We start from the raw sequence: 24,666 nt of genomic DNA, 5'->3' as shown, positions 1-24,666 counted from the left end.
ATCTGCACGCAGTGGTAAAGCTCGGCGTCCAAGAACGTTTCCGGCCAGAAGCATGCTGGCGGGAGGGAGTGGCTGAAATGCTCTATGCCGCCTAGCTCCGACTTATCTGTTCGACAAAGGTGCTCGCTGAAAATCCGGCCGCTATCGGTGGTGATGCTGAACGGCAGAGCTGCTTCACGCGCATCTCACGACCACCTTGCCCACGTTGTTCGTCCCTTTGAGAAAGTCGCCAAACGCTTGTTGCAGTGCGGCCGCGTCAAACGGTACCGTTGCGGTAATCGCAGGCTTCAGATGTCCGCTTTCGTACCACGACACTGCCTGCTTCAGTCCATCGGTAAGCTTTGCCGTTTGTACTTGGTACAGAGGGTCTCGAGCGTACCTCCCGAGGTCGGAAATGACCATCCTAGCACCGCGACCCTCCACTACCGACTGCACGTCGTTAGCACCGGCGCGGGCCACCTGGGCCTCGGTGCCAAGCCGGATGTACTCGCCACCACGGGCGACAACAACAGCAGATTGAGCATAGGACGATTGCGTGTAGGTAGAGTCGTAAACAAGATCCGCCCCCTTGCCTCCAGTAAGATTCATCACCTCTTGGACAACATCCTGCTTTGAGTAATCAATCACGTGATCCAGTTCTAGCTCCTTGAGCAAATTCAGGGAGGCAGCCTTCCCGGCGCTACCGACGACCTTTAGTCCATGAAGCTTGGCGATCTGCGCCGCAAAGTGGCCGACCCCGCCCGCAGCTCCGGCAACGTAGATCCACTTGCCACGATGTTGCTCAATGCCTCCGGTCATCACAAGGGACTCGTACGCGGTCAGGTAGGCGACGCCATACGTGCTCGCTTCCGGCGCAGGTACGGCACCTCTGTGAACGATGTTCTCTCTCTTAGCAACAACATATTCCGCAAAGCACGAGCCAGTAAGGGACCGGCCAAGAACTTCGTCACCCACCTTGAATGCTTCCTGGCACTGCGCTCCGAGTCCCACGACCTCGCCACTGAAGTCAAAACCTAATACGTAAGGAAGAGGAAAGTTGAAGACGTTGACGCGGGCGAGGCCCGGATCCATCTTGTTGATCGACGCATAATCGATGCGGATAAGTACGTCGTCCTCATGCAATGCCATAATGCTCTTTCGCTGCATACTGACGGCTTCACCGGCTTGCTCAATCGCCAGAGCCCTGAAAGAAATGGGTAGAGTTATTTCCTGACTGACAGCTGATGCGGGTCTCTCCCGAATTAGAGGAACTGGTTCTGGCATAATGATCTCCTTCACATATGGCACGCCCGCCCGCGGATGTTCTTTCCGCATGATAAAGGAATGTGTGGCACAATCCATTGCTCGGCAGTCCCTAAAATCGGCGCCACAGTCCTGATTGATATCGGGATGCTGCATCGGAGCCAGTAGGGACGTCCGCGCCCATTGTGGACAGCACGCGAAGCCTAATAAGGACGGCAAGATCGCCTATAAACAATGGGACTTCTCAAATGGAGCATTTCGTTCCGACGCGGGGACAAATCCCGACGTCACTCATAGATGGTCTTATCGGATAGGCATGTTGTCGAATAGGACTTTGTATCTTCGTCGACCCACGACTGCCGTTCGGCCGCACACTGAGTCTCATCCGGATCTCGCAGCTCAGATTCGATCAGCAACATCTATTATTCAAGTCCACCTCCAGGATTTGCGCTTCTTCAGTAGGTGGTCAAGCCTTTCCGGTCATGCTTACTCGACTATCGCTTCGCCACTTCTCTGCGGCAGTGGCGGACTATGTCGAAACATATCCGGCCAACGCTAATTTAACGTCTCCCTCGGCCGTTCACGTTTACCTACAATCGATGAGCGAAAGCAACAGGTCGCCACGGGTGAGAGTTGCCTAGTTTCTCAGTCGACTCCGAGCATGACTTCTTTCATGCAGCCAATGAGCGGAGTTTCCAGCGGGGGGAACAATAGACGCAAAGACGGGTCGTTTGAAAATGACCAAGTTGAAAAGATGGCTGCGCTGATTGGGCACGGACACGCTGTTTAAGTCGATGCGATCGATCCGGCTTTGCACTCGTGGGAGACATAGCCATGGTCTGAGGGGAGGACGTTATGAGGCCGCAGGACAGAGACCTGGAACACTTGATTCGACAGCTGAGTGACTACATCGTTCCTAGCACACTGATGGAGAGTTTCGACGCGTACCGTGAAGAATCTGTCACTGCGTCAGCTCTTAGATTCAGCAAGGCCCAACTGTCCTGGTTTCTCGAAACACTGAATGAGTTTCGCGGTGCTGACGATAGGAAAAACTCACTCCTCGACATATTCGATCCAAGCATGTTCACGTTTGAACACACAGCCTGGGGCGCCGTTCCAGGCACCCAGATCGAGATGCCACCGCTAACCTCGGAGGTGGCAAACTTTGCTGATCGAGAATCGGAATTTGCACTGGTGGCTAAAATCGAGATCGAAGCACTTCGTCATTATGCAGAACTCCATACCAGAGAGGAGATTCTCGGATTAGCGCAGTTGGCGGCTTCATCATTTGCAGATCAGGGAAGGGCGTTCTATGGACGCGAAGAAGCGATTCGATATCTGGCGCTCAATGCCAGTAGCTTACTTGAAGATATATGGGCCACCGATGACAGTTTATGGAAAGATGCGCCGGCTAGACGCATCCACTTCGACGACATGGTCCGCAAACGCAAGTATGACCTACTTAGCTTTGAATCAATCCAACCTCCCTTCGAGCAAGCAGACTTCACTTGCTATTCAGAAGCCGATATTAGGAGGTTTGCAGTTGATATCCAAAGCTTGTTGTCCACTAATCGAATGAAGCACCTCGCAATCTGTACCCGGTGCCAGTTACGGTTGGGATCGTGAACTAGGCTGGCGGAGAGGTTCGATCAAAGCAGCCATCTGATAACTGAACGGCCGACGCAGAGGCGGATCCAACATGAGATCCGGCGTTCCGGAGGATCATCATCATATCGGATTCTTCGACCGCTGGGCGCGCGAATATAAAGTGCCAAATAACTCACAGATCCAGCCAAGCTGTTCAACGAGTTGCTTGAACACTTGCAAATACGACACCATCGCTTCACCATTAATGAAATGACTTCGCCCGTCTTCCATCTGGCAGCAGACAGGTCCACATTGAAGAAAATCATTCTGATCTCTCATTCAGGGATATAGCCGTGTACTTCCACTTCCGCGCAGCGACCTCTGAAGACATTCCCGTCCTCAGCGAACTCATCGCGGCCTCGGTTCGCGAGCTTCAAATCGAGTACACGCCCGAAGAGCGAGAGCTTGCTCTCGCCACGATCTTCACCATCGACACTCAATTGATCCTTGACGGTACCTACTCTGTCGCTCTAAGTGAGGAAGGCATAGTGGCTGGCTGCGGCGGCTGGAGCAAGCGTAGGACGTTGTACGGCGGCGACTGTCAGATACAGGCCATCGCGCCCGAACTTCTTGATCCATCTCACGATGCCGCGAAGATCCGCGCCATTTTCGTCCACCCCGCCTATTCGCGTCAGGGACTTGGCTCGGCGATCCTCGCGCGATCAGAAAAAGCCGCTGAGGATGCCGGCTTTACTGGCTTTGAGATGGGGAGCACGCTTGCCGGCGTGCCGCTTTACACCCTCAAAGGCTATCGCAAGCGTGAGACAATCACGGTGCCGATCGGAGCGGAGAAGACGATCACGATCGTGCGGATGGCGAAGAGTGCCAATCCAGCGTAACCGCATCTCTTCGCGTCGTAGCGCTGCAGGTCCACGCGAAGAAAGGTGAGGCCGTCTCTGCGAGAGACGCAGGGTAAATAACGGAATGCAATCAAACAGCAAACGTCTTATGTCTTTACTGTTCTTAGCAAGCTTCTGCTTTGCCCCCTCGATTATGGCCCAACTCCCGGAGAAGTCAGACTCTGAGCTCGCTCGTCGGATCGAGGCATCACCGCCTCTTCCGTTTCTAGAGACGAGGCTGTCACTTTATTCGTCATTCTCCGATTGGGAACTTGGGGCTGTGGCCGGGGTCGCGATCGGCAGAAGTGAAGATATCTATGTCATTCAGCGAGGAGACAAAGCCGATCCCATCCTTGTGTTCGACAAACAGGGTAAGCTCATACGGTCGTGGGGACGAGGTGACTTCGCTCTACCTCACAGTCTCCGCCTCGATTCTCGTGGAAATGTGTGGGCGGTCGATGCCCAAGCGTCGAAGGTGATCAAGTACGACTCGACGGGTCGAAAACTCCTAACAATCGAGGTTAGTCCGGTACCGATTGATGGCAGTTCTTTCCGCGGAATCACAGACGTTGCGTTCGCTCCAAACGGAAATCTTTACATCACGGATGGTTACGCAAACGCCCGAATCCTTGAATACACCGCGCGGGGTAAAGAGTTAAAGGAATGGGGACACCCCGGTAAAGGAACCGGTGAGTTCGAGCTACCACATGGGATTCAGATCGGCCCGGATGGCATTGTGTATGTTGCAGACCGCGAGAACGGGCGAATCGAAAAGTTCAATTTGAATGGGAAGTTCATGGGAGAGATCGATGGGCTCGGACGTTGCTACGCACTCAAGCTAGTTCAAGGTGTGCTATGGACAAGCGTCAGTCCGATGGGTGAGGCGCCTGGGGCTCCGGGCTGGCTATTAAAATTAGACCCGCATACTGGCGAGATTCTCGGGCATGCGCGAGTTCTAGATCAGCGCCAAGGACACGCTCTCGATGTCTCATCGTCCGGTAAAGTTTTAGTCACGGCAGGCAACGGCGTTCTCTCATTCCAGCGAAATTAGGTGGCAAATCGGCACTTGCCATCTAGACTTCAAAGGCCGTGACTTCCACTCTTGAGAACGACCGTTCAGCGCGCAAGAGATTCACCCAATGGATCTTGAGAGGTGCTCCGACCGTCGCTGTAATCACATGAGCGTTGTTTCCGTAAATGCTGATGTCCGAAAGCCGATGAGAACAAATTCGGGGCTCCCCCTGTAAGTGTCACGGGCCACAAACAGAATCTGCCAATTTCACTGCTAAAAAGGCCAACTCAATCGCTTCCGTCGTTTCGCTCTCATAGTGCGGCATCTGAAACAGAAAGAGTGATTTAGCTTGTGATCAAAGGTTGAACATCAGTTAGCTCCACTCCAAAAATCAGAAATTCGGAGGACCCATGACTACCCCCCATCGTTTGAAACCCCTTCGCACCGCGTTGAAGACTGCTTGTTGTGCCTCGCTTTTAGTTCTCGCAGCGCCCTGTTCATTCCTTTCAACGGTATACGCTCAGTCTTCAGGAACGCAGAATTTGACTGCTGACCCAATTCCTCTTCACCCCATGACACAGGTCGACGAAAAAGAGCATCTCGGGTATTTCGGCGATCCTTATCCGGTTCATGTGGCCCCTTGGACAGCACCCTTTCTTCCTCAGTACTTCTCTGGGACTACAGAGGAGTTGATGACTTGCGAACGTCCGATTAAGCCGGGCTGCTTCGAGACCTCGCCAGTCACGGTGAAGATCGCGGACGAACTAGAGGCCAAGGCCAAGGACGCGAACAATGAATTCTTCGACAAAATCAATCGAAACATCTATCAGACAGATGACGGCCACTGGAACATGGCAGTGACGCTTTATTTGCGCAAGACGTCTGCCCCCAAGACCAGCTTGGTAGGCTCATGGACAGTAATAGCGCATGCGCATCCGGAAACTGAAGATACTATCACCACGCCGACGTCATGGATCGTCGATAAGATCCTCATAGGCTCAGTGGAGGAACCCGCCAAAGCCAACTATGACGGCAAGTATTTCGAGGACGACAGGAAGCTTTACCTCATCTACAGCAAGCGCGAGGTTGGCACCGTTCACGACGGAATCGTCGCGCAAGCGCTGACATCGCCTACCGATCTAGATTCCACCAGTCCCGTTTGGCTGCTTGCGCCCAGCACTACCGATGGAGGGTTCAACTCCGAGTACTTCCACATCAATTGGGCGGAGGGAGGCTCCAATGCTGACTTCAAGCTGATTGAGACAGGTAACATCACGAAGATTGCTGGTAAGTATGTGATGGCTTACTCAACTGGCGACTATCAGCAGCTTGATTACAAGACTGGAATCGCCTATTCCGACACGCTGCTGCCGAAAGAGGGCGAGATGTACCGCCGTATCCTGCAGCCGGATACTAATGGCGTATGGGGCAAGCCAGGACACCCCGAGGTGCGCTACCTTCTCCAGTCCGACAAGGAAGCGTGGCCTAACTATGTCGGAACGCAGGTGTTTGCTCCCGGAGTGCCTTCCGTTGTCGAGGAGCCAAACGGAGAGTATTTCCTATACTTCGATGGATTCTTGCCCAGCAATGCGCCCCCGGCGACGAGTGCACCCAAGACCTCTTTCGAGGCGACCTACCGGAGGCCCTTCTACGTTCCCCTAAGCGTTAGGGTTCCCTTCAACGGTTGTGTGGAGGCGGCAACCGACGAGGAGCTCGCTTCGTGGATCACGGTCCGTAACAAATAGATTACTGGCTTTTTTCATTCGGCGGGCTGTATCTTCAATCAACGCTGCTACTTCTGCATCGAGCAGAAGTAGCAGCGTTGATTCGTTTCACACCATTCGGGTAGGAGATGGCGTGACTGCAAAGATTACCGAACTCAATGACGAGACAATTTGACGGTACGCGTGTAGTCCGCAGCTTCAGGTTCTGTGACAAGGTGTGATGGCGAAGCGTTCACAATTTGGCCATACCCTAGCTCACTTTGCACAGATGACGTCCGAGTTTCTGCAGTCCTCTCGTTTCTTTGCTAAACGAGCGATGAATGATTTTTCGGGAGTGTCGCCAAATCCGTGCCGGGCACACGCCCCGGAACGGAAGCTCTCCATTGCGCTTCGGTGATGTTCAGCACCGCAACGGTTAGACAGAGCGAGCGTACTAAGCTCTTTGATCAACTCGCCGATTGACTCAGTGCGATGAGGGATCGTTCCCAAACCCCTTTGTCATTTTGCGCGCGGTGCCGGTGTTGACGCATCAGCAAGCGCGTAGGCGGTCACAGCGATCACAGCCGCGTTCTCGGCCAGATGGTGTTTGTCCAAGGTGTCTGCGGCTGTGTGGTGGTGATAGTTGAAATAGAAGAAGATCTGCTCGCGATCGCTGGGTATTGGTCGATACCGGGTGGACGGCACAGTGGAGGTGAACAAGCGGGAACGGGAGAATTTTGCGTTTATGCGGTTGAAGTGAGTTGCACCCGACATTAGCAAAGAGATGCAAAACGGAAAACGAGTCATTGCTTCAGCTTAGAGGGATCATTGCTTCTAGGTCACATGAGAAAGCACGCTGGCTGAACGTAGAGCCAGCTGTCCATATCCATGGAATGCTTGGTAGGGCCTGTGCGGTAATCTCCCAACGCGCCGTGCTTAGAGTACAGCAGCTTGGGGAAGAAGATCTGCGCGCGATCCTTAGGGGTTGGCCGAAACCGCCGGAAGGCGGCACAACTGAGATGAACAAGCGAAAGTGCGGAGACGGTTGAACATTGGGCCACCTGCCCGCGCCGAGGATTGCGGTCGCTCTTGCAAGAAGTACAAGTTATGCAGGAGCGACCGTCGGTGATGCCATGGTTCGCGGGGAGGGACGAGCTTTGAAGGGGAAGTGCGAATCCACAAGTTCTTGAAGTTAAGCCTGTCGATCAAGTATCCGTGCTACCGCATCCGTCAAGGCTCCTTCAGGATCTGTGTCCGTGGACATGCGTCGCCAGGCGATGTGCGCGTCCGGTCGGACCAGAAGACATCCATTTTCTGCGATCTCTCTCCGCTCTGCCCACTCATGGTGTAGATCGGTAACTTCGCACCCCGGTCCGATTTTGACTGCGGCGATGTTTAGACCGAAGCGCTCCGCGACGGCTTTTGCCGCACCGATCCACTCATCGCCACCAATGCCTGTCAAAAGTGTGAAGCGCCCTTGTCCTACCAAGTCCAGCGTGGAGACTTCGTGCCCTGACCGCTGTACCCACGCATGCGGCAAATGCGCGCCCGGGCAGGTTGTCGCGCGGGCATACAGCTCGAGATCGCGGCCGGTATCCTTGGGTTGCTGTCTCTCGTCGATCACGGCAACGGATTGATACACGTGATTGAGTTCGAGACCCCGAGCACGGACTTCATGGATCTTCGCATGCATAGTTTCCTGGATCCCGCGTCGACGAGCAGCGCCGTCAGTTGAATTTGCAGCAATCCGCGCCAAGTCACCATCTCCCTCCGGTCTATTAGGATCCGCTAGCCCGATCGCTTCGAGCAAAGGCCGGTGAAGTTGCATGCTTTTGGTTGCGCGCGCAACGTACTGCTGCCCTACGGGAACGCGCTCTTGGCTATAACTCTCAAGGAGGCCGGCGCCCGCATGGTCGCGCAAGACGAGCGCGAGCTTCCAAGCGAGATTGTATGCATCCTGCATCGCGCAGTTGGAGCCTAGACCGTTGGATGGTACGTGCCGATGGACTGCGTCTCCCATGCAGAAAACACGACCGCGCTGATACAACGAAGCGCAGAGGGAGTTGAGATCCCACTTCCCAATAGAGGTCACCTTGGGTTCGATCTCTGGAATACCAAGATAATCGCGGATCACATCGACGGCCTCCGTCGTCGTCAAGTGTGGTGTCTCCTGCCCGGCGGTGTAGCCCTTAATGAACTGCCAGGTATTCCACGGCCGGAAACAGATGAGAAGACCGAGACCTGGACCTCCCTTGTCGGTGGAACTCCGGAGGATGTAGAAGATATGGCTGGGCCTGTAGGCCGTGTATTCCGAAAGGTCACAATCAAAGTGAATACTGAGGCTCCCTCCGAGTCTTCCAGGCCCATCGAAAGGCAATTCAAGAGCTTTCGCAACGCTACTATTCCCACCATCGGCACCAATCAGGTAGCGGGCACGAATTGTTAGGTCCTGGCCCGTCAAGAGATCCCTGACGACAGCCGTAACCCCGGTTTCATTCTGGTCAAACGTCGTGAGTTCCGTTTGAAAACGAACTTGCGCTCCCTGTTGCGTCGCTGCTGTGAGCAAGATCGGTTCCAAGAGATTCTGCGGCAAATCGGCAATGGTGCACGGACTGGCGTTGAGGTTGTCCTCATCATCGAGCTGCAAACCCTTCAACCGAGCAAACTCGACATCAGAGGAAAGAGAACGAAGATACGTGAAGTTTGGCATTTCTGTGTACGGGGTAGCCGAGGCCATTGCCTGCGCCTCGATACCGAAATCTCGGAAGATTTCGAAAGAGCGCTGATTAGTGCAATGTGCGCGCGCCGTCGGAGCAAGTTGCGCATACTTTGTGATAGCAATCACGCGCACACCCTCACGCGCGAGCCCGATAGCCGCGGTCAGGCCTGCCGGCCCGCAGCCTACGATCAGGACGTCTGTTTCGATCAATTAATTCTCCTTACTGAATCTGGTGATGCGACGCTTGCGCCAGCGAGTACACACCGTGAGCGGTATTGCGCCGCGATCAGGACATGTTGTTTCGGTACTCGTTGATCACTACCGCTTCTATTTGTTGATTCATGTGCATGTGCTCTAAACTTCCCCTATGGGGATTGCAGCTTTAGCTATCTTCTGCCTGCCGTCCGGCTTTGAAAAGTAGTGACGGTATACCGGTAGGCCGACTAACAGGATGGGCGAAATGATCACAAACGCTGGAACGATAAACCGAGAGAGCGAGAACCTGCTTGGCACCTATCTGAAAGAGCGTCGATCCAGGCTGGATCCGGCGACTTTTGATCTGCCCACCGCCAGACGACGTACGCCCGGTTTACGACGCGAGGAAGTGGCTCAACGTGCCCATGTGAGCGTCACCTGGTATACATGGCTCGAACAGGGTCGCGGTGGGGCGCCCTCCGCGGATATGCTGGACCGGCTCGCCCGCGCCCTGGTCCTCGAAGAGACCGAACGTGAGCACCTTTATCTGCTCGCGCATGGCCGTCCGCCCGAAGTAAAGTCCCCCGTACGAACGAACGGTGTGTCCCCACGTATGCAGCGAGTGCTGGATGCCCTGGAGAGCAGCCCTGCGTTGATCAAGGATGCCGCATGGAACGTCGTGGCCTGGAACGAGGCAGCGGCTGCGGTGTTGATCGACTACGGCACCTTGTCGCCTGTCGAGCGCAACGTTCTGCGTCTGGTGTTTTGTCACCCCCGCCTCCGGGCCCAGTTGCCGGACTGGGAACAGATCGCCAGCTTCGTGGTCGCGACGTTCCGCGCTGAGCTCGCACGCACAGGCACATCTCAGCAGACGCAAGCTCTTATCGAAGCGCTAAGCCGCGAAAGCCCGGAGTTTGCGGCTATGTGGCGCAACCACGAGGTACGAAAACACGGCGAGGGTATCAAACGCGTCCAGCCCGAGGTGGGCGAGTCCATCGCATTGGAATATTCCTCCTTCGCCATCGATGCGCAGGTAGGCCTGAGCATGGTCGTCTATATGCCCGCAACCCACGCAGACGCAGAACGGGTCAAAGCTTTGGTCACGCGTCGACGTGCGTTAGCATGAGTATCGACAATTTATGATCCGCCGCCTGAGTGCAAGGACTAGTTTGGTCGAGAAGACAATTTTGCGGCAAATTATTCGGCTCTTTTGATCGAGACGCGTGCTCCTGGACGGTTTTGGCGGTGTGTCTGTTCTTACAAGTTGGACGCTCATCGAAGATCACGTAAATGCCACTACGTTGCCAATGGCTATGGCGCCTATCAGAGCAATGCTCGGGATCTTGCGAATGCTGCCGGCGTGATTGGCTGAGATATGTTCGAGCTTGTCGTAACTCCTCGCGCCCGAGATGCGCATGTGTCAGCGGTGCGCTTCACCGGTTATGTATCCCGAGACGGCACCGAGCAGTCTCCGCGTCAAGCCGATGGACACTCGCTTCTCTTCTTTCACCTGCGGCGTCGACCGGACCCCGTGTAATCGCTCAGACATCTGCGGCGGCAATGCTTCTGTTTGTTACCTTCGGAGCGTCGGGAAACTCAAGGATGTGTTCTATAACGGCTGCAATTGAGAAAAGGGGGAAGAGACCTGACTGTGGAAGACCTCAAATCGCTCAGCGATGTCGACAGCCTAGCCAGTTGCGGGCGCCGCAATGGTTTCGCACTGAAGCCTTTATGTAGGACTAAATCGCCGCGTGGAAGCCGCGAGTTTGCGATAGCTCCTCAGTGACACGTAAAAGCGGCGCGCTCTCGCGCCCGATAACAGCGCTCAGAAGAGCCTCCTTACTAGTGAAGTACTGGTATACCGACCCTATGCTCACGCCCGCCTTGCACCCACAGCATTGGTATTGAATCCCTCAAAACCCTCCTCCTCCAAAAGAGAAGAGGCAGCTTCCACGATAATGCTCACGGTCTCCTAGTGTGCTGTCCCAGAGATTCGTGAACAAAGACGTACAAGCTTTTGAAGGATTGAGTCTGCTGTTGCGGTCCATGCGAAGGGTCAACAGGAGCTGTTGTAGTGCTGGACGAAGTGGTCGATTCTTTCGATCAGGTGTTTGACGCTCCTGAAGCTTTCTCTGGTACGTAGCCGAGATGTGAGGGATGATAGTTGCAGTTGATTCCAACTTAGGCTCGTCAGCAGATTTTACCCGCAAGGATGAGCACCTCCTCATATTCGGGCGCGTTACGCTTTACCATTTCGGCGAACCGGGGGTCGGCTAAAATGCGTTTTAAGGGATTGCCAAATGCCCGGCCTAAGATTGTGGACGGAATCACGCCGGCACTCCGCAAATGCTCGATTCGTTCGAAAAAATCCAGGCACCGCTCGATCACCTCGCGAATCCCTGGTTCATCAACAGACTTTCCGTCGAGTGCATGGACAACTGCCATATGATCTTCAAGTTCCTTGAGCAACGCGTAGAGTGCCGGCGCCGCGCCGAAGCGACGTGCGTCCCTTATCTAGAGCGCGAGGAGCAAGAGGCTCACTGCAGAGATCAAGGCATAGACCGCTGAAGAAATGGCTGAGATGATCTTTGCGTCGAAAACCTTTGATCCGAATCCCATGGAGACGCTCCCGATTAATTGGAATGACCAAGCCGAAAGCGGCAGCGGCAGATACGACCTAGAGACACTGTAACAATGAGATTGCAATAGCCACCTTCTTAGGGCTGGTTTCCGTATGCGCGCAATGGCCTCTCGCACGGGACAATCTGCAGGACGCACCTGAAACCGGGAGGCCATGCTTGCGAGACGCGACTAAGAACGGACGTGACCGATAAGGGGAAACCTAACCGGCACGGCTAGCAAGTCGATTAAGCATATCTTCAATCGCGCGTTTGCTGTGGACCTCGAGCTCGTAGCGGCAAGCGACGCGATTGCACGCGGCTCGGTGGAGTGACCTTTGTGGGCTCGCGCTCTTGTCCTTCAAAGTATGTTTATTGTCCTCATCGATCTGTTCATTGGTCCTTCGCTAAACATCATAGAACCTGAGGAAATAGCACGATCTCAGCCGGAGCTTTGGGATGAACGACACACGGCGGCGAAGCAGACAATTGCGGCCTTCCATGAACGTTTGCGCAATAGGCCTTTAGCTGTGGAGGGCAAGCATGGACGGTCGTGTTCGAAATGATCGAAAGCACAATTGGATAGGACCTGTCCTGTGGCTCTTGGCAGCTGCCCTTCTTGTGCGCGCAATAATAGTTCTCTTGAGAACGTCGCCTCACAAGAGCACGAGCGTTTCAACATCTTCCATAGCTGCGACGCCCGTTCTTTCTAATAGGGATGATGTCGATTCATCTCATGCAATTGCAAAGGTGGGCACGACACCTTCCGGGGAGGCGATGTTGAAACGACTGTCAACGTGGCAGCCGACTTCTTCTCGGTCTGTTCAGTTTGTTTCCTCGCGGGTGAAGAAGAAGACCCAATTCTCGTAGCTGACAAATCCCTACGTCGATCAGGCCATGGAAAACAAGTCCTATGATCATGTGAATCTTCAGACGGCCCCGCGACCGGTTTCGACGCTGGCTAAGGACGTTCCTGCTGGATACAACGGCTTTGTTCATGCTCACCCGCACGCAAAGCTTCTCTGCGCCACTTCGGGCAGCATGAAGGTCACGTTCGACTTCGGTTATTGGATCGTTCCTCCCCAGAGGGCCGTATGGCTCCCTCCTGGGTGTCTTCATCGGATCGGGAGTCTCGGTCCGGTAGCAATGAGAGCTCTTTACATCCGGAGAGACGTCTGTCCTTCCGAAGCGCCTGAAGTTCCGAGGATGATCGGCGTCTCGGCCTTGCTTCGCGAATTGATGCTCCGCGTCATGGATATTCCCGTTGAGTATGACCAGCAAGGGCAGGACGCGCTAATCATCGCTGCTCTACTGGGTGAGATCAAGTGGACCGCGGTCGAGCCCGTAGGCCTTCCGACGTTGAGGGATCGTCGTCTTCGAAGGATGGAAGACATCCTCCTACGAACGCCGAACGACAGGAGCACACTCGATCAATGGGCTGAACGTCTAGGAGTCTCCAGACGCACTCTGAACCGTCTTCTTCAGCGCGAAGCCAACCTCACCTTCCAGGCGTGGCGGGATCAAATGCGCGCGTTCTCGGCCTTACCACTGATGGCTGAAGGACGGCGGCTCACGGAGATTGCAGATACGGTCGGCTATGATACGGCTTGGAGCTTCACAGCGATGTTCAAACGTGTGACGGGAGTCGCCCCGAGCCGCTACTTTTCGGTGGATGGCAATGTATGACTCGGCGGGTACGCTATCTTGATGCTCTACTCGCAGGGCGAATTATCGAAAAGCACGCCGCACGCTAGGCATCGGCAACGAATCGTTTGTGCAACGATTTCGAACGGGCCTAAAACCTAGCATTTTGAGTGCGACAAAGCTGTGCTTTGATAGAGTGCTTGGCGATACCTTTCCGCAACCCTTGGTGGATTACAAATCGTCGATCCGTTCCCGCCAGATCAAGTGGTCGAATGACCTTTGCCCCTGATGCTCAAGCCAGTGTTCAGTTATGCAAAATAGAGGGATGGCTATGGCCATGAGCAGAATGCAGCATAGGATATTTGTCGCCAACTCGCCTAGCGAGACGTGGTCGAATCCTATCTGACGTCCACAACAGGGACAAGCCTCTCGCGTAAGGGAATGGCTGCGCTCTGCTTCAGATACGCACACGATATCTTCCTTCTTCTCCCGCATACTCATCCTCCGGTTCTTGCTGTTGCACCTGTCTGGATTTCGAGACCGCAGAGAAGGCGGCCCGTTCACGTTTGTCTCGACGCACGTCCAAAAGCTGTTCGCCGACCGTATGCTTCGGCGAGTAACAGTACTGGACGTAGGCTTCGAACAGTGATTGGTTCGGAAGACCGCGGCCAAGGACGTCCATGTGGTGATGTTTGTGGAGGTGAAGGAGAGCTTCCGGCGTAATGGTGTAAAAGCGCAAGCGTCCTTTGCTTACCATGGTTGCCGGAAGCCAATTCTGGTCGATCCAGTATTGAATCTCCGGTTTTCTAATGTGCAGGGCGGCCGCGAGGCTCTCCACGGAGAAAAGATCGCACCGAATATCCCTAACCCGGAGCTTGTTCCGCTTGAGGATACTGCGGACCGCCTCGGGAGTTCGATCGAGCTTTTTAGCGACCTCTTCGATGGACCGCTTGACCAGTTCTTCTCTCAATGTCTCGATTTCGTCGTCAGTCCAGCGTCTGTGATCCATCTTTTCCTGGAGCCCTTGCTGGATAATGAACTTCCAGCAAGCCTCTTTGGAGCGACCGCTGTGACGCTGCAATCGAACGACCAGTGGTTCGAGCTTATGTCCTGAAAGCACCTTCGCCTGGCGAGCCATGGCGAATGCTTCCTTACTCCATGATTGCGGCTGTTCTTGCATTTGGGGGAGGGCGGCCATATTCACCTCTGAGAAAGAAGTAGGGAATAACCCCTATACTCTTTAAGCCACCGAAAACGAGGAAAACGAACACGTCAATCTGGAAATTCTGATGGCTGTGTGGATTTTTTCTTTAGAGTTGGGTTATTTTGAATTTAGACAGGGCGGGTGAAGCAATGGCGCTTCCCTCTAGGCCCTTCTGCGGGCCCCTATGGCATCCCCTTCGCCTTCAGATCTCGTCTGGGTTATCGGGTTCACACCCCACGGCCGCTGGATCGCGCCGGTCATGCGAGCAGCTGTGAGGGCAGAATGGCCGGATGCCAAACATATGGCAGCTAATCTGCTGGGCGACGAGTCCCTCGCTCACGAACTGATGGAAGCTGCCATTCAGCAGACGAAGGAAAAACTAGCGGACCTGGCCCCCGTCAGTTTGGAAGAGGCGCGGACCGAACTTGGTCGTGCCTATCGAAATGCAATCCGCCGGGAGCGCCGCGCAAGATCAAAGATAACTCTGGAAGGAACGTGCGACGATGTCGAACTCCTCTTGTCGCCGGTCGCCCCCGCGACTGACGCTATTCATGCAGAACACGATCTCGCTGCAATCCTGTACGACACGCCACCGGATCTGCAACGCGCCATGCTCATGCGTTATGGTGCTCGCAGCACATGGGAGGAGGTCGCTGAGGAGGTGCAAAAGCCAAAGGATTCGATTCGCATCAGATGCCAACGCGAGATTAATCGCATTCGCAGGAGACTGGGCATTCAAGTGCGGCCAAGCAAGGATTAGTATGAGCCGGTGAAATCAGGGAAGGGTTACGTGAAAAGCTTCCGAACTTTCCGGGAGGACGACGAGAACGATACGCATCTGTTTAACAAAGCAGAGGAGTTTGTGCTCAAGAACCATCCAAACCCCGATCGGATTGGCTGCCCTGGGCCCGCGACTCTCAGGGCCTTCGTAGAGTCGCCAAGGAACGTCGAGCTATCCGAACTGAACGATCTCCATATCCTGCGGTGTGCCGAATGCACTCGCGACCTCATCGAGTTGCGGCGAGAACGCACCAGAGGGCTGCAGGCAAGGCCCGTCCTTGCGGCCCGATCCATCCTTGGGAACTGGAAGCTCGCGGGCATTGCGGCTTGCCTCAGCCTGGTCGCCCTCTCCTGGTCGGTATGGCACCAACGGGAACGGAATGAGGAAGTAGCTCGCCTCTCCAGCGCATCGATCAGTCGAATTCCTGTTCTGGTTGATCTGACCTCCGATGGCGCATCGCGAGGTGCTGAAGCATCAGCATCTGGTCCGATTCGGTTGCCACGCAGAGCTCTGAATCTGCATCTCCTCCTGCCGTACTACAGCCCGTCCGGCACCTATCGCATCTTTCTTGCCCGTGATAAGAGCACGTCGTCGTTGATAGTGTCGACCGAGGGAATTGCGACCGCGGATGGCCCACGCACTGAATTGAAAATTGAGTTGGACATAGATCAAGTGGGCACAGGCAAATACTTTCTTGGGACTCAGCGTCTAGGAGATGGAGCCCCTTATTACTATCCGGTCAGCATCGACTAGACCGTCCTTGAAATCCGCTCATGCAGTCAATGCTTCGCGAGCTTCGTATTCCCGAACGGCACGATCCATCTGACGTGCCATGGCCCTTGCGTATCGTACAAACTCTGGCTCTCGCAATTTCTCGGGAGTAAGCCAGTCGCGACGAGTGTTCAGATACATCGCGATTGCCACAGGCGGAGTGGACATGAACGCTTTCCGTATTTGCGAATCACTAAGCTGGCTTGACCACGTACGCATGTACGCAGCGAGCAACCTGCCATGAACGGCAGCTGCATTGTGATGCTGTGCCACTTGTATCCTCAGCTGTTCAAAGTTCGCCATCGGGTTACCGACCGCGGCCTCTGCCCAATCGGCGAAGACGCAAGTGCCGTCCCCGATGAGGATGTTCTCTGTACTGACGTCGGAATGAACCAGGGTGTCAGGGATGCTACTGGCTTGCAGTTGATCTGCAGCATCTTTGAAAATCTGATGGAGTGCTCGAATTCTAGCCTTGCGCAAGTAGGTATGACTCCCATAATCAGGTATCTCGACAGCTTCCTCAAGGGACGCCATGATTGCGGGCATCCGGGCGCGGAGTGCGGATAGCCTCAGATCGGCGCAGCCCTGCACGAGTAGAGATGCAGCTTTTGGAATACTGGCCTTCTGCAGTTCCGCGAGATGACGGGCCACTTCTTCAAAGAGGCGAGGACGGGCATTTTCCATTTCGTCCAGAGGCCGGCCCGCGTCCTCCATAAGCCAGGCGTGCCACACATCGTGCGTCGCCAGAAGTGTTGGAAGGTAATCGGGGAAGTGTTCTCTCAGTTTAACCGTCACGCGGTATTCGATCATGGACGGGTCCGCGACCGCTTTGAACCAGACCGCAAAACCATTCTCTGTCGCAAACCGGATGAGTGTGGAACTCGACGCGGCATTGACCTGTTTGATCTCCACGAATTGCTTAGTTGCTACATCGGTATGGGAGGCGGTCCATGACAACACCTCGCTAAACCAACCTAGACGAGAGAATTGCCCGCGTCCGGTTGTCCCATCAAACACCAGAGCTCGAACGGTTCGGAGTTCCTCGCCCACAAACTCATCTGTCGCAAGGTCGCTAAGGTTTTTCCAGGAAAAGGAGCTATCGTTACCCGATTGAGGACGGTCGATCACCTCAGCCAAAATCAACGAGTCGTGAGCAAGAGCATCAAGTTCATCGAGAACGATAGCTTGAATGCCAAGTTGTCCTCTTATCTTCGACAGTATGTTTGGTGCAATCCGGCTCCAACGCGGTATGTTCGCACGAGGTAGAACCCAGCGCTCGCCATCTCGTCTCGCTAAGACAGTCCGCGAGCAGGGCTCAATCAGGAACAGTCGAAAGTGAATGCAATCGGGATCCGTAATGGTTCTCTGCACATCCCACCGCGCACACGCCAGATTGACAAACTGAGCTTATGCCGGTGGGGACGACCTGATGCTCTTCACCAACGGTGCTTGGCTCGAGATTTGCTTCGGCACGCGGGCGAACCCGCGTAGCACAAACGATTCCGAACAAAGTTTCCCATCCCTCTTCCGTAGAAACAACGAAAAGTAGGTCGCAGGATGCGACAAAATGCGGGCTCAGAGTTGGCGTACCACTTGAAGCGCCATATCCAATTGAGTATCCCGACCCTTTTGTGCCTCTCGAGCGTCGAACGGGACCTCGACATCGGGTGGCATTGGCCGCCCCTCAATGAAATCCCCACCTCTCGTTTTGTACGAGCCAACCGGGAGGGCGAGCCAATAGCCATAAGGCAACTTGAATTTGTTTCCGCCTAGGACGCGGCCCGGGGTTGGCTCACCAACTATTTTTGCCAATTTATGCTCGCGGGCGAAGGCGATCAGCATTTCGTTCGCACTGGCGGTATGACGATCAACCAAAAACACCACTTTTTCATGAAACAGCTGATCGCCCAGTCCCTCGGTGACAACCGTGATCGGCATCTTCTTTCCGATCAGCTTGTGGGTGAGAAGCCGCGTAAAGAAGCGAAAAGCCAACGGAATTAAACCTCGCTTCGTCACTGGAATTTCGTTGAAGACGAAGCTTCCATTCGGCATTTCTTGGGTGCTCTTTAACACTCCGTTCGAGAAGGTTCCGACCACCAGTTTGTCGGGAGTGAGTAAGCTCATCACTCTCAGCACTCCAATCCCTCCCCCACTGTTTCCGCGCAAGTCAACGATGAGGCGATCGATAGGGCCGAGATTCTGGAGCGCGTGAGAGATGTCATTTGCGACGTCGATGCCGATTGCACCCGGATAGCTCGCAATCCTGACATACCCAGTGCTCTCAGCGACACGCCGCGCAGAGACAAGTGGATTCGGCTCGACTTTAGGCAACTGGTTTCGCTTCACCTTAACAAACGGAATCGAGACTCGATGGGTCCTAGGCCTACCGTCAAGGGTCGAAACCTCAATAGTCAGCGTAGAGCCCATCGCGAACAATGGATGATCAGGTGGCCGAAATGAGCGCCCTTCGACGGCAATCAAAGCGTCGCCTGATCTGATGCCTGCGCCAGCCGCAGGTCCTCCTTCGTGGACGTCCTGAAAGATCCACCGGGGCCCGTCCGCCGTCGATCCTGCAGAATACACAGCGCAAAGCGCCATCTTGCATGTACAGCGGGCGAGCCCACTGTGATAGAAACCCATGTGGGAGCTCTTCAGTTCAGCCAAGAGCTTAGCAATCGTAGCCTCGAATTCCTCGTCCGAGGATGCGGATAAAATTTCAGAACGATGCCTGTCCACAGCTGCATCCCAATCTTCGTGTGCCGACTGAGGGTCATAGAACTTCTTCGCAACCGTCTTTGTGATCGCCTTTAATATCTCTCCGCGTTGTGACTCATTCAATGAAGACTGCTGCATGCTTCTATTCTCCTTGGCCCGATTCCTTAGACTGATCTGGAAGCGTCTCCTAAAACCTCCACGCTTGCCCAATAGTACGGAGGCAGCCCTGCGGCAAGTACGTCAAGCTGAGCATTGCGGAGAGCGTCTCCCTTGCTTTTGTGCGTACTGAGATTTTTATAGAAGTCCGTCATCAAGAGTGCAGTCGTCTGGTCCTCAAGATCCCAAAGCGCAGCGACGACACTCTCCGCACCAGCTTCGATAAACGCATTCGCAAGATTGTCGACGTCCGCCTCACTGATCGGCCCCACACCAGAGTCGCAAGCTGACAAGGTGACAAGGCTGGCACGGAATCTAAGCCTCTGGATCGCCTGAAGGTCCATAACTCCATCGTTCCTTGCGGACGCATCCGGGGCAAAAGCTAGAGCCGAGCGCTCCGGGTGCTCGACGTTCGCGTATCCGTGCAAGGCGAGATGAATAACGCGATATTGGTCAAGGGGACGAGCCGTGAAGTTGGCTGTTGTCGCCGCATGGCCAAGTAGCAGAGTAGCTGCTCCCGGAAAATAGCCGGCGATTGTCTGCACCTCTTGTTTGCTTTGCGGCAAAGGATCCAGCGACCGGGCTCTACCAAAAGATGTCAAGCGTGGGATCCAACCGGTTTTCGCTTCAGGTTCCGTCGACGCGGCCACCCCGAGGTAGCCCAAGGAGTCTTCCTGATTCTGCTTCTCTCGATCCCGCAACAATGCCAGAACCGATGCCGAAGGGCTGACACTGAAGCTGTGTGTCTGAATCGTATACTTATCGTTTTCCATGAGAGATGCGAAGGGTAGTAGATGGAGTTGACCATCTGGAACGATAATGATTTCTTGTTTCTCACGGTATTCAGTGATCGGGGCAATTAGTTCGTTAAATAGTTTGCGCGCAAGCTCCGTATCGGTCTTTCGAGCGTGTATTTCTTTTCGGTATCGAGATGCAAGACGTTCAATCTCATCACCGGGCGGTAGATCATACTTCTTTACTCCGCTTTCAGTGATTGCCAGAACACTGGAGGCTGGATTGTCGAGAACATACTCCAGCAGCAACTCGTTCGGGCCTAGATGATTCTGGACCTGGGACATTTGCAAGGGTCTCCGGAAGGTCCGTCCAGATAACGTAGTGTCAGCGGCAATCAGTTTCGATGCGACAAGGGCGCGATCTAATCTCACAGCCACTCCGGGATCGTTGTTTGCGATCAAGCTGAGGTCCATCTGCGTGACCTTGTTGTCGTCTTCGGTCGATTCGTGAGGTAATGTAGCGGGGCGTTCCGATAAGGACTGGGCCTGGATTCTGCCCCGAGCTCGCTCGATTGTTGTAAACGCATGGTCAAGATCACCTGCACGACTAAGAGACTCAAAATATCTGGAATACACTTCGCGCATTTGGTTGAGAAGTTCTCTTTCAACGTTGCGAGTCGGCGCTGTAGCGAGCAACGAGTCGAACAATCTTAGGCTCTTCTCATGGAAAAGATAAGATTCCCTTTGTTTTCCAAGCTTATCCAGCAGCTCCGCCTTGATAGCCAGGTTGCGAGGCGAGAAGTAGAGTTCCGCCGGGATCATTTGATTTGCTCGGATCGCCTCATCAATGCTTGCCAAAGCATCCTGGATTCGATTCTGTTTCTCATAAGCCAGAGCAAGCAGGCCTCCGGTTTGAACGCACCCCCTCCAATATTCGAGCCTGCGGGCATACCCAAGTGCCATCGTGTATTGAGCAATGGCCTCGTTCCATTCGCCTGCATCTCCGTAGACCTCCCCTTTCGATGTCATGATCTGATAGAGATGTGCGTCGAGTTGTGTCGAAGGAAGCCTTCGAATAGCCTGGTCGGCCAGCTGCAAAGCCTCGGCATAGCGTGCGAGACCACGAAGCGCGTCGATCTTGGAATTGATCGCGATGCTCGGATACGCGACGTGCTGCGACTGGTCCGCGGTGACGATGGCTTCATCAAGTACGTGGATCGCTTCGTCATACCTTTGTAGTTCAACGAGTCCGGCTCCGTACATACTGGCATACCGGACGTGCGCAGCATCGTCCTGAAGGTACTTCGCGGCAAACCATGCGCGCACGACGAGCTTTTTTGCCGAGGTGAAGTCCCCGAGAAGAAAAGCGGCGATTCCTTGCTCGCCCATCGCCCGCGACATCAGCAGATAGTGACCACGACTCTCGGCTATTCCCTCCACCTGTTGCCAGGTGTTGCGTGCCATCGCTGCGTCGTAATTAGTTTCAATCATCCCCTGGATGACCAGTATCCGCAGGTGTGTCTCCGGATCCTGCGCCTGCGGCAAGCTGAGATCTCGTTGGAGTTCGATCAGGAGCGATGGTATCGGATCGGATTCGGCACGCACGACGAACCGACTGACGTGTGCGTAGAGGGCTTTTGATAGTTGGCCTTTGTGTAAAAACTCATCCTCGGCCTTCGCATAAAGTGGGTCTGCCTCTAACCAGCTGTTATCCCATGAGAGTTTGTCCGCACGAGAAAGCATCATGTCAGAGGTGTTCTGGTCTTTGCTATGCCGATGTATCAGGATGGCCGTTATCGCTGCGATAGCGATGACTGTTACGACCATCGGCCATTTTGCTCTGCTGAATATCTGCATCCTGCAGCACCTCGTTTGCGTGCTCGTAAATGCTCGTCAATGACACACACTGTAAGTGCTCCACTCGTGCCCAACGGAGACCTAGTCACTGCCTCCGGTTAGTAGCGTACCTCGTTTCACTCACCCATATCGACGCAGAGTTCACAGAAATCTCAGTCGATGTCCTGATACTCGTAGGGTATGACCCGATGCAGCATGAAGAGTGCCTGCCAAGGACGCGCTAAGTTATAAACTCTCGACGTTTCGTAAGAAAGTGTCATCGTTCTGGAACGAACTTTCAGAGTTAAGCATCCATTGAACAGTCAGAGCTCTGGACAAATGTCTGGCTTTTGCACGCGCTTCAGAATCCGGGCTAGCTGGTAAGACTTCCCTTTCCAAGGGAGCCTTCGCTGTACATAACGTTTCGCGAGGGTGGAAGTCAGCGATCCTCGTATTCCCAGATCAGAGCTATTTCAATGGGTATACGGCTGCGCTTGAAGAAATTCAGCGCGACCAGGCCGGAGACGTCGAGCATGGGATCATGGACAGGTTCAGAAGTAAAGCTCGCCTCTCTGAAGCCGTCAGAGATTGTGATGTGATAGCTTCCGCAATGTTGGCCGTAGCCTTCTGCTTCGTAATCGTTTTTGGCGGCAGGATCATGTGGTCGATTGCTGTTCTCTTGAGTAGTGCCCTGGCCATCAGCTGGCGGACAGGGAGAACGGCCGGGTTGATCGCTTCAGTATTAGCCGCCGTTTCTTTCCGCCTCCTCTGTTCGGGCCTCGCTAACATTTCAATGGTTCTCTCCTTCCTGCTTCTCTGTGCGGCCTTGAGCTGGGTGCTCGCATCGTACCGGCACCAGTGGAACGAGATGCAGACCGAAAGAGACGAAATGAGGATCATGGTCGATCACGCTCCATTAGGCATAGCGCTGCTCGACAAAAACCGAAGAGTTCTGCGCTGCAATCCAACCTTCCGTGAGATCTACGGCTGGAATGAAGAGGACATCGTTGGCCGGACCCCGCCTCTGCCCGAGAGCCAGCGCGAGAGCTGGGCCGGATTGATCGAGCACCTTCAGTCCGGAAAGTCCTTCGTCAACATCGAAACGTTGAGAGCACGGAAAGACGGTTCGCGGTTTTATGCACGAATCTCAGGGTCTCCGATCTTTAGCCACTCCGCGGTCTTGATTGGGCTCGTGGGTTTTATTGCAAGGACCGATGACGGCCGCCATTCAGACCTACTCGAGCTCAAGAACTTGGAATCTCTGGTTCAAAGCTCTTCGGAGTTCATGTGTGTCGCTCAACTCGACGGAAGGACCTTCTTCCTCAACGATGCCGGCAAAGACATGATCGGGCTATCCGATGAAGCTGAGATCAATGACATGCCACTGGAACGGTTCTTTGATTACGAGGATCAAGATCGCATAAAGGAGATTCTTCGCCTCCTGCCTCTGCAGAGAATTGGCTTGAGCAGTCAGACGATCCATTTGAAACAGTTTCAGACGGGAGGCCGTATTGCGGTGTCCTGTAGTTTTCATGTGATCAGCGATCCGCTTACCCAGGAGCCCTCGTCCCTTGCCTGTGTTGCGAAGAGCTCAGGGCCGGACGACGCGTGGGGCCAGGAGGACCGTTGCGATGAGGAAGTTTTTCGAGCTTTCTTTCACAACGCCCCTATAGCGATCGTTCTCCTGGATACAGCGGGTGGGCCTTTCGAGAGCAACGCGCTGTTCCAAGAGATGCTTGGTTACGAAGTGGAGGAATTGCGGCAGATGCGTTTTGGGCAGTTGGTTCACCCTGAGGACTCTCCTGCAGGCCGGAAGCTGTTCTTATCACTTATGGAAGGTAAGGTTGGCCGCTACCAAGTGAACAAGCGACTTGTTTCTCGAAAGGGAGAGGTCCTTTTCACGAAGATGACTGTCGCCCTGATGCGAGACCGCGAAGGTAAACCAAGCTACGCCATCAGCATGGTGGAACGGGTTGCACAAGGCTCTATGCGATGATCCTTCCCCGACAAACCTTTCGGGACTTGATAGGATTGGCGAGGTGCAGGAATCATTAGGCTTGCCCAATCGGAGGATAGATGAGCGTACCTGGAGCAGTAGCGGAATTGAACAAGGAGATCGCCGATCTCACAAAGAGGATCACGCGCCTCACACAGATTCGTGACTCACTTTTGCCGGATGCATCGCCTGCGGGAATACGTGGGAAGGCGGATGCCACTGCTGTTGCGCCCCTGAAGGCGAAAAGGAAGAAGACAACTGCCAAGAAGGCTGCTCCAGTGAACAGTGCGCCCGGGAAGCGGATTGTCTCCGCGGCTACCCGCAAGAAGATGTCCGATGCGGCAAAAAAACGAGCGGCTGCAAGGAAAGCAAGTACTGCCAAGTAGAACTGCGGCGAGGCGAGCTTGGTTCCTTCGCCTCGTCTATCAGTTCTGTGACACGCACGTCTCTCATTTTGTCTGGCCTTTCATTGATGTTGGGCGATGATTCCAGTGTTCGCATCGACAATGTTCGCAGGATCACCTTCTGACTGCAGATCGTCATTGTTCTCGTACAGATCCCGATAGAGCGCGCACTCGCGGTAGAGCATCGCATGAGTTCCTTGAGCGGTTATAGATCCAGAATCCAAAACGATGATGCGGTCGGCCCAGGTTATAGAACGGAGCCGATGTGAGATTGTCCTGCAACCAATGCAGACGGAGACAGAGATCGCATCCGTCCCTCCGTCTGTTCTATTAACTCCCGGCGACCGCGACGGAGAGTTGAGTTCCGAATGGTACGCGAACACACAGGCCAAGCTAGTGGAAGCCCGTTATCTCAGCCTAGTCGCCGGTAAGCACTTGTACTCGACAGGT

General features: G+C 54.4%; 19 protein-coding genes and 1 pseudogene. 9 read left to right on the top strand and 11 right to left on the bottom strand.

The window, feature by feature from the left end; genetic code table 11:
* Positions 1-174: 174 nt before the first annotated feature.
* On the bottom strand, positions 175-1,263 hold the full coding sequence (locus tag GRAN_RS24970) for a quinone oxidoreductase family protein (protein WP_161571181.1): 1,089 nt from the start codon (positions 1,261-1,263) through the stop codon (positions 175-177).
* 834 nt (positions 1,264-2,097) lie between these two features.
* On the opposite strand from GRAN_RS24970, the gene GRAN_RS24965 reads away from it, so the two are divergent.
* From GRAN_RS24965 to GRAN_RS24950, 4 genes are all read left to right on the top strand, one after another.
* Entirely contained in the window at positions 2,098-2,868 is a 771-nt protein-coding gene (locus GRAN_RS24965) for a hypothetical protein (RefSeq protein ID WP_128915784.1), read from the top strand.
* A gap of 314 nt (positions 2,869-3,182) precedes the next feature.
* A complete protein-coding gene (locus tag GRAN_RS24960) occupies positions 3,183-3,728 on the top strand; it encodes a GNAT family N-acetyltransferase (protein ID WP_128915783.1) in 546 nt (181 codons plus the stop codon).
* Between the two features lie 85 nt (positions 3,729-3,813).
* The gene (locus tag GRAN_RS24955) at positions 3,814-4,779 is read left to right on the top strand and encodes a 6-bladed beta-propeller (protein WP_128915782.1); all 966 of its coding nucleotides are present in this window, start codon (positions 3,814-3,816) and stop codon (positions 4,777-4,779) included.
* Positions 4,780-5,150: 371 nt separating this feature from the next.
* Positions 5,151-6,485 (top strand): glycoside hydrolase family protein, encoded by a 1,335-nt coding sequence (locus GRAN_RS24950; RefSeq protein WP_128915781.1) that lies wholly within the window; start codon positions 5,151-5,153, stop codon positions 6,483-6,485.
* 477 nt (positions 6,486-6,962) lie between these two features.
* Here the strand turns inward: GRAN_RS24950 and GRAN_RS24945 are convergent, their stop codons facing one another.
* Positions 6,963-7,250, bottom strand: a complete 288-nt coding sequence (locus GRAN_RS24945) for a hypothetical protein (RefSeq protein WP_128915780.1) — start codon at positions 7,248-7,250, stop codon at positions 6,963-6,965.
* Between the two features lie 385 nt (positions 7,251-7,635).
* On the bottom strand, positions 7,636-9,372 hold the full coding sequence (locus GRAN_RS24940; RefSeq protein ID WP_128915779.1) for an FAD-dependent monooxygenase: 1,737 nt from the start codon (positions 9,370-9,372) through the stop codon (positions 7,636-7,638).
* A gap of 250 nt (positions 9,373-9,622) precedes the next feature.
* Between GRAN_RS24940 and GRAN_RS24935 the strand changes: the two genes are divergently transcribed.
* The gene (locus GRAN_RS24935) at positions 9,623-10,483 is read left to right on the top strand and encodes a helix-turn-helix transcriptional regulator (protein WP_128915778.1); all 861 of its coding nucleotides are present in this window, start codon (positions 9,623-9,625) and stop codon (positions 10,481-10,483) included.
* A 613-nt stretch (positions 10,484-11,096) separates the two neighbouring features.
* On the opposite strand, the gene GRAN_RS27245 is transcribed toward GRAN_RS24935, so the two are convergent.
* The 3 genes and pseudogenes from GRAN_RS27245 to GRAN_RS24925 all read right to left on the bottom strand — a co-directional run bounded on the left by GRAN_RS27245 (position 11,097) and on the right by GRAN_RS24925 (position 11,802).
* The gene (locus GRAN_RS27245) at positions 11,097-11,267 is read right to left on the bottom strand and encodes a TetR/AcrR family transcriptional regulator (RefSeq protein ID WP_421800892.1); all 171 of its coding nucleotides are present in this window, start codon (positions 11,265-11,267) and stop codon (positions 11,097-11,099) included.
* A gap of 62 nt (positions 11,268-11,329) precedes the next feature.
* Positions 11,330-11,548, bottom strand: a pseudogene (locus GRAN_RS26540) (IS630 family transposase); the annotation flags it as partial.
* On the bottom strand, positions 11,548-11,802 hold the full coding sequence (locus tag GRAN_RS24925; RefSeq protein ID WP_128915777.1) for a hypothetical protein: 255 nt from the start codon (positions 11,800-11,802) through the stop codon (positions 11,548-11,550). The gene GRAN_RS24925 and the pseudogene GRAN_RS26540, both read right to left, overlap by 1 nt.
* Positions 11,803-12,872: 1,070 nt before the next feature.
* Here GRAN_RS24925 and GRAN_RS26860 point away from each other — a divergent pair.
* Positions 12,873-13,661 (top strand): helix-turn-helix domain-containing protein, encoded by a 789-nt coding sequence (locus tag GRAN_RS26860; RefSeq protein ID WP_128915776.1) that lies wholly within the window; start codon positions 12,873-12,875, stop codon positions 13,659-13,661.
* 415 nt (positions 13,662-14,076) lie between these two features.
* Here the strand turns inward: GRAN_RS26860 and GRAN_RS24915 are convergent, their stop codons facing one another.
* Positions 14,077-14,817 (bottom strand): hypothetical protein, encoded by a 741-nt coding sequence (locus GRAN_RS24915; RefSeq protein ID WP_128915775.1) that lies wholly within the window; start codon positions 14,815-14,817, stop codon positions 14,077-14,079.
* 307 nt (positions 14,818-15,124) lie between these two features.
* Between GRAN_RS24915 and GRAN_RS24910 the strand changes: the two genes are divergently transcribed.
* Complete coding sequence (locus tag GRAN_RS24910; RefSeq protein ID WP_128915774.1) at positions 15,125-15,583, top strand: RNA polymerase sigma factor; 459 nt, start codon at positions 15,125-15,127, stop codon at positions 15,581-15,583.
* 192 nt (positions 15,584-15,775) lie between these two features.
* On the opposite strand, the gene GRAN_RS24905 is transcribed toward GRAN_RS24910, so the two are convergent.
* The 4 genes from GRAN_RS24905 to GRAN_RS24890 form a co-directional block, all read right to left on the bottom strand.
* Positions 15,776-15,970 (bottom strand): hypothetical protein, encoded by a 195-nt coding sequence (locus GRAN_RS24905; RefSeq protein ID WP_128915773.1) that lies wholly within the window; start codon positions 15,968-15,970, stop codon positions 15,776-15,778.
* Between the two features lie 405 nt (positions 15,971-16,375).
* Positions 16,376-17,746 (bottom strand): phosphotransferase family protein, encoded by a 1,371-nt coding sequence (locus tag GRAN_RS24900; RefSeq protein WP_128915772.1) that lies wholly within the window; start codon positions 17,744-17,746, stop codon positions 16,376-16,378.
* Between the two features lie 204 nt (positions 17,747-17,950).
* On the bottom strand, positions 17,951-19,228 hold the full coding sequence (locus tag GRAN_RS24895; protein WP_128915771.1) for a S41 family peptidase: 1,278 nt from the start codon (positions 19,226-19,228) through the stop codon (positions 17,951-17,953).
* A gap of 26 nt (positions 19,229-19,254) precedes the next feature.
* Complete coding sequence (locus GRAN_RS24890) at positions 19,255-21,837, bottom strand: CHAT domain-containing protein (protein ID WP_128915770.1); 2,583 nt, start codon at positions 21,835-21,837, stop codon at positions 19,255-19,257.
* A 706-nt stretch (positions 21,838-22,543) separates the two neighbouring features.
* On the opposite strand from GRAN_RS24890, the gene GRAN_RS24885 reads away from it, so the two are divergent.
* Both GRAN_RS24885 and GRAN_RS24880 read left to right on the top strand, forming a co-directional pair.
* Positions 22,544-23,812, top strand: coding sequence for a PAS domain-containing protein (locus tag GRAN_RS24885; RefSeq protein WP_161571180.1), 1,269 nt, complete (start codon positions 22,544-22,546; stop codon positions 23,810-23,812).
* Positions 23,813-23,892: 80 nt separating this feature from the next.
* Positions 23,893-24,198, top strand: coding sequence for a hypothetical protein (locus GRAN_RS24880; protein ID WP_128915768.1), 306 nt, complete (start codon positions 23,893-23,895; stop codon positions 24,196-24,198).
* Positions 24,199-24,666: the final 468 nt, after the last annotated feature.

This window comes from Granulicella sibirica (assembly GCF_004115155.1).
Taxonomy (GTDB): Bacteria; Acidobacteriota; Terriglobia; order Terriglobales; family Acidobacteriaceae; genus Edaphobacter; species Edaphobacter sibiricus.
Note: the sequence above shows the minus strand (reverse complement) of the source record. Positions and strands in the feature narration are given on the sequence as shown.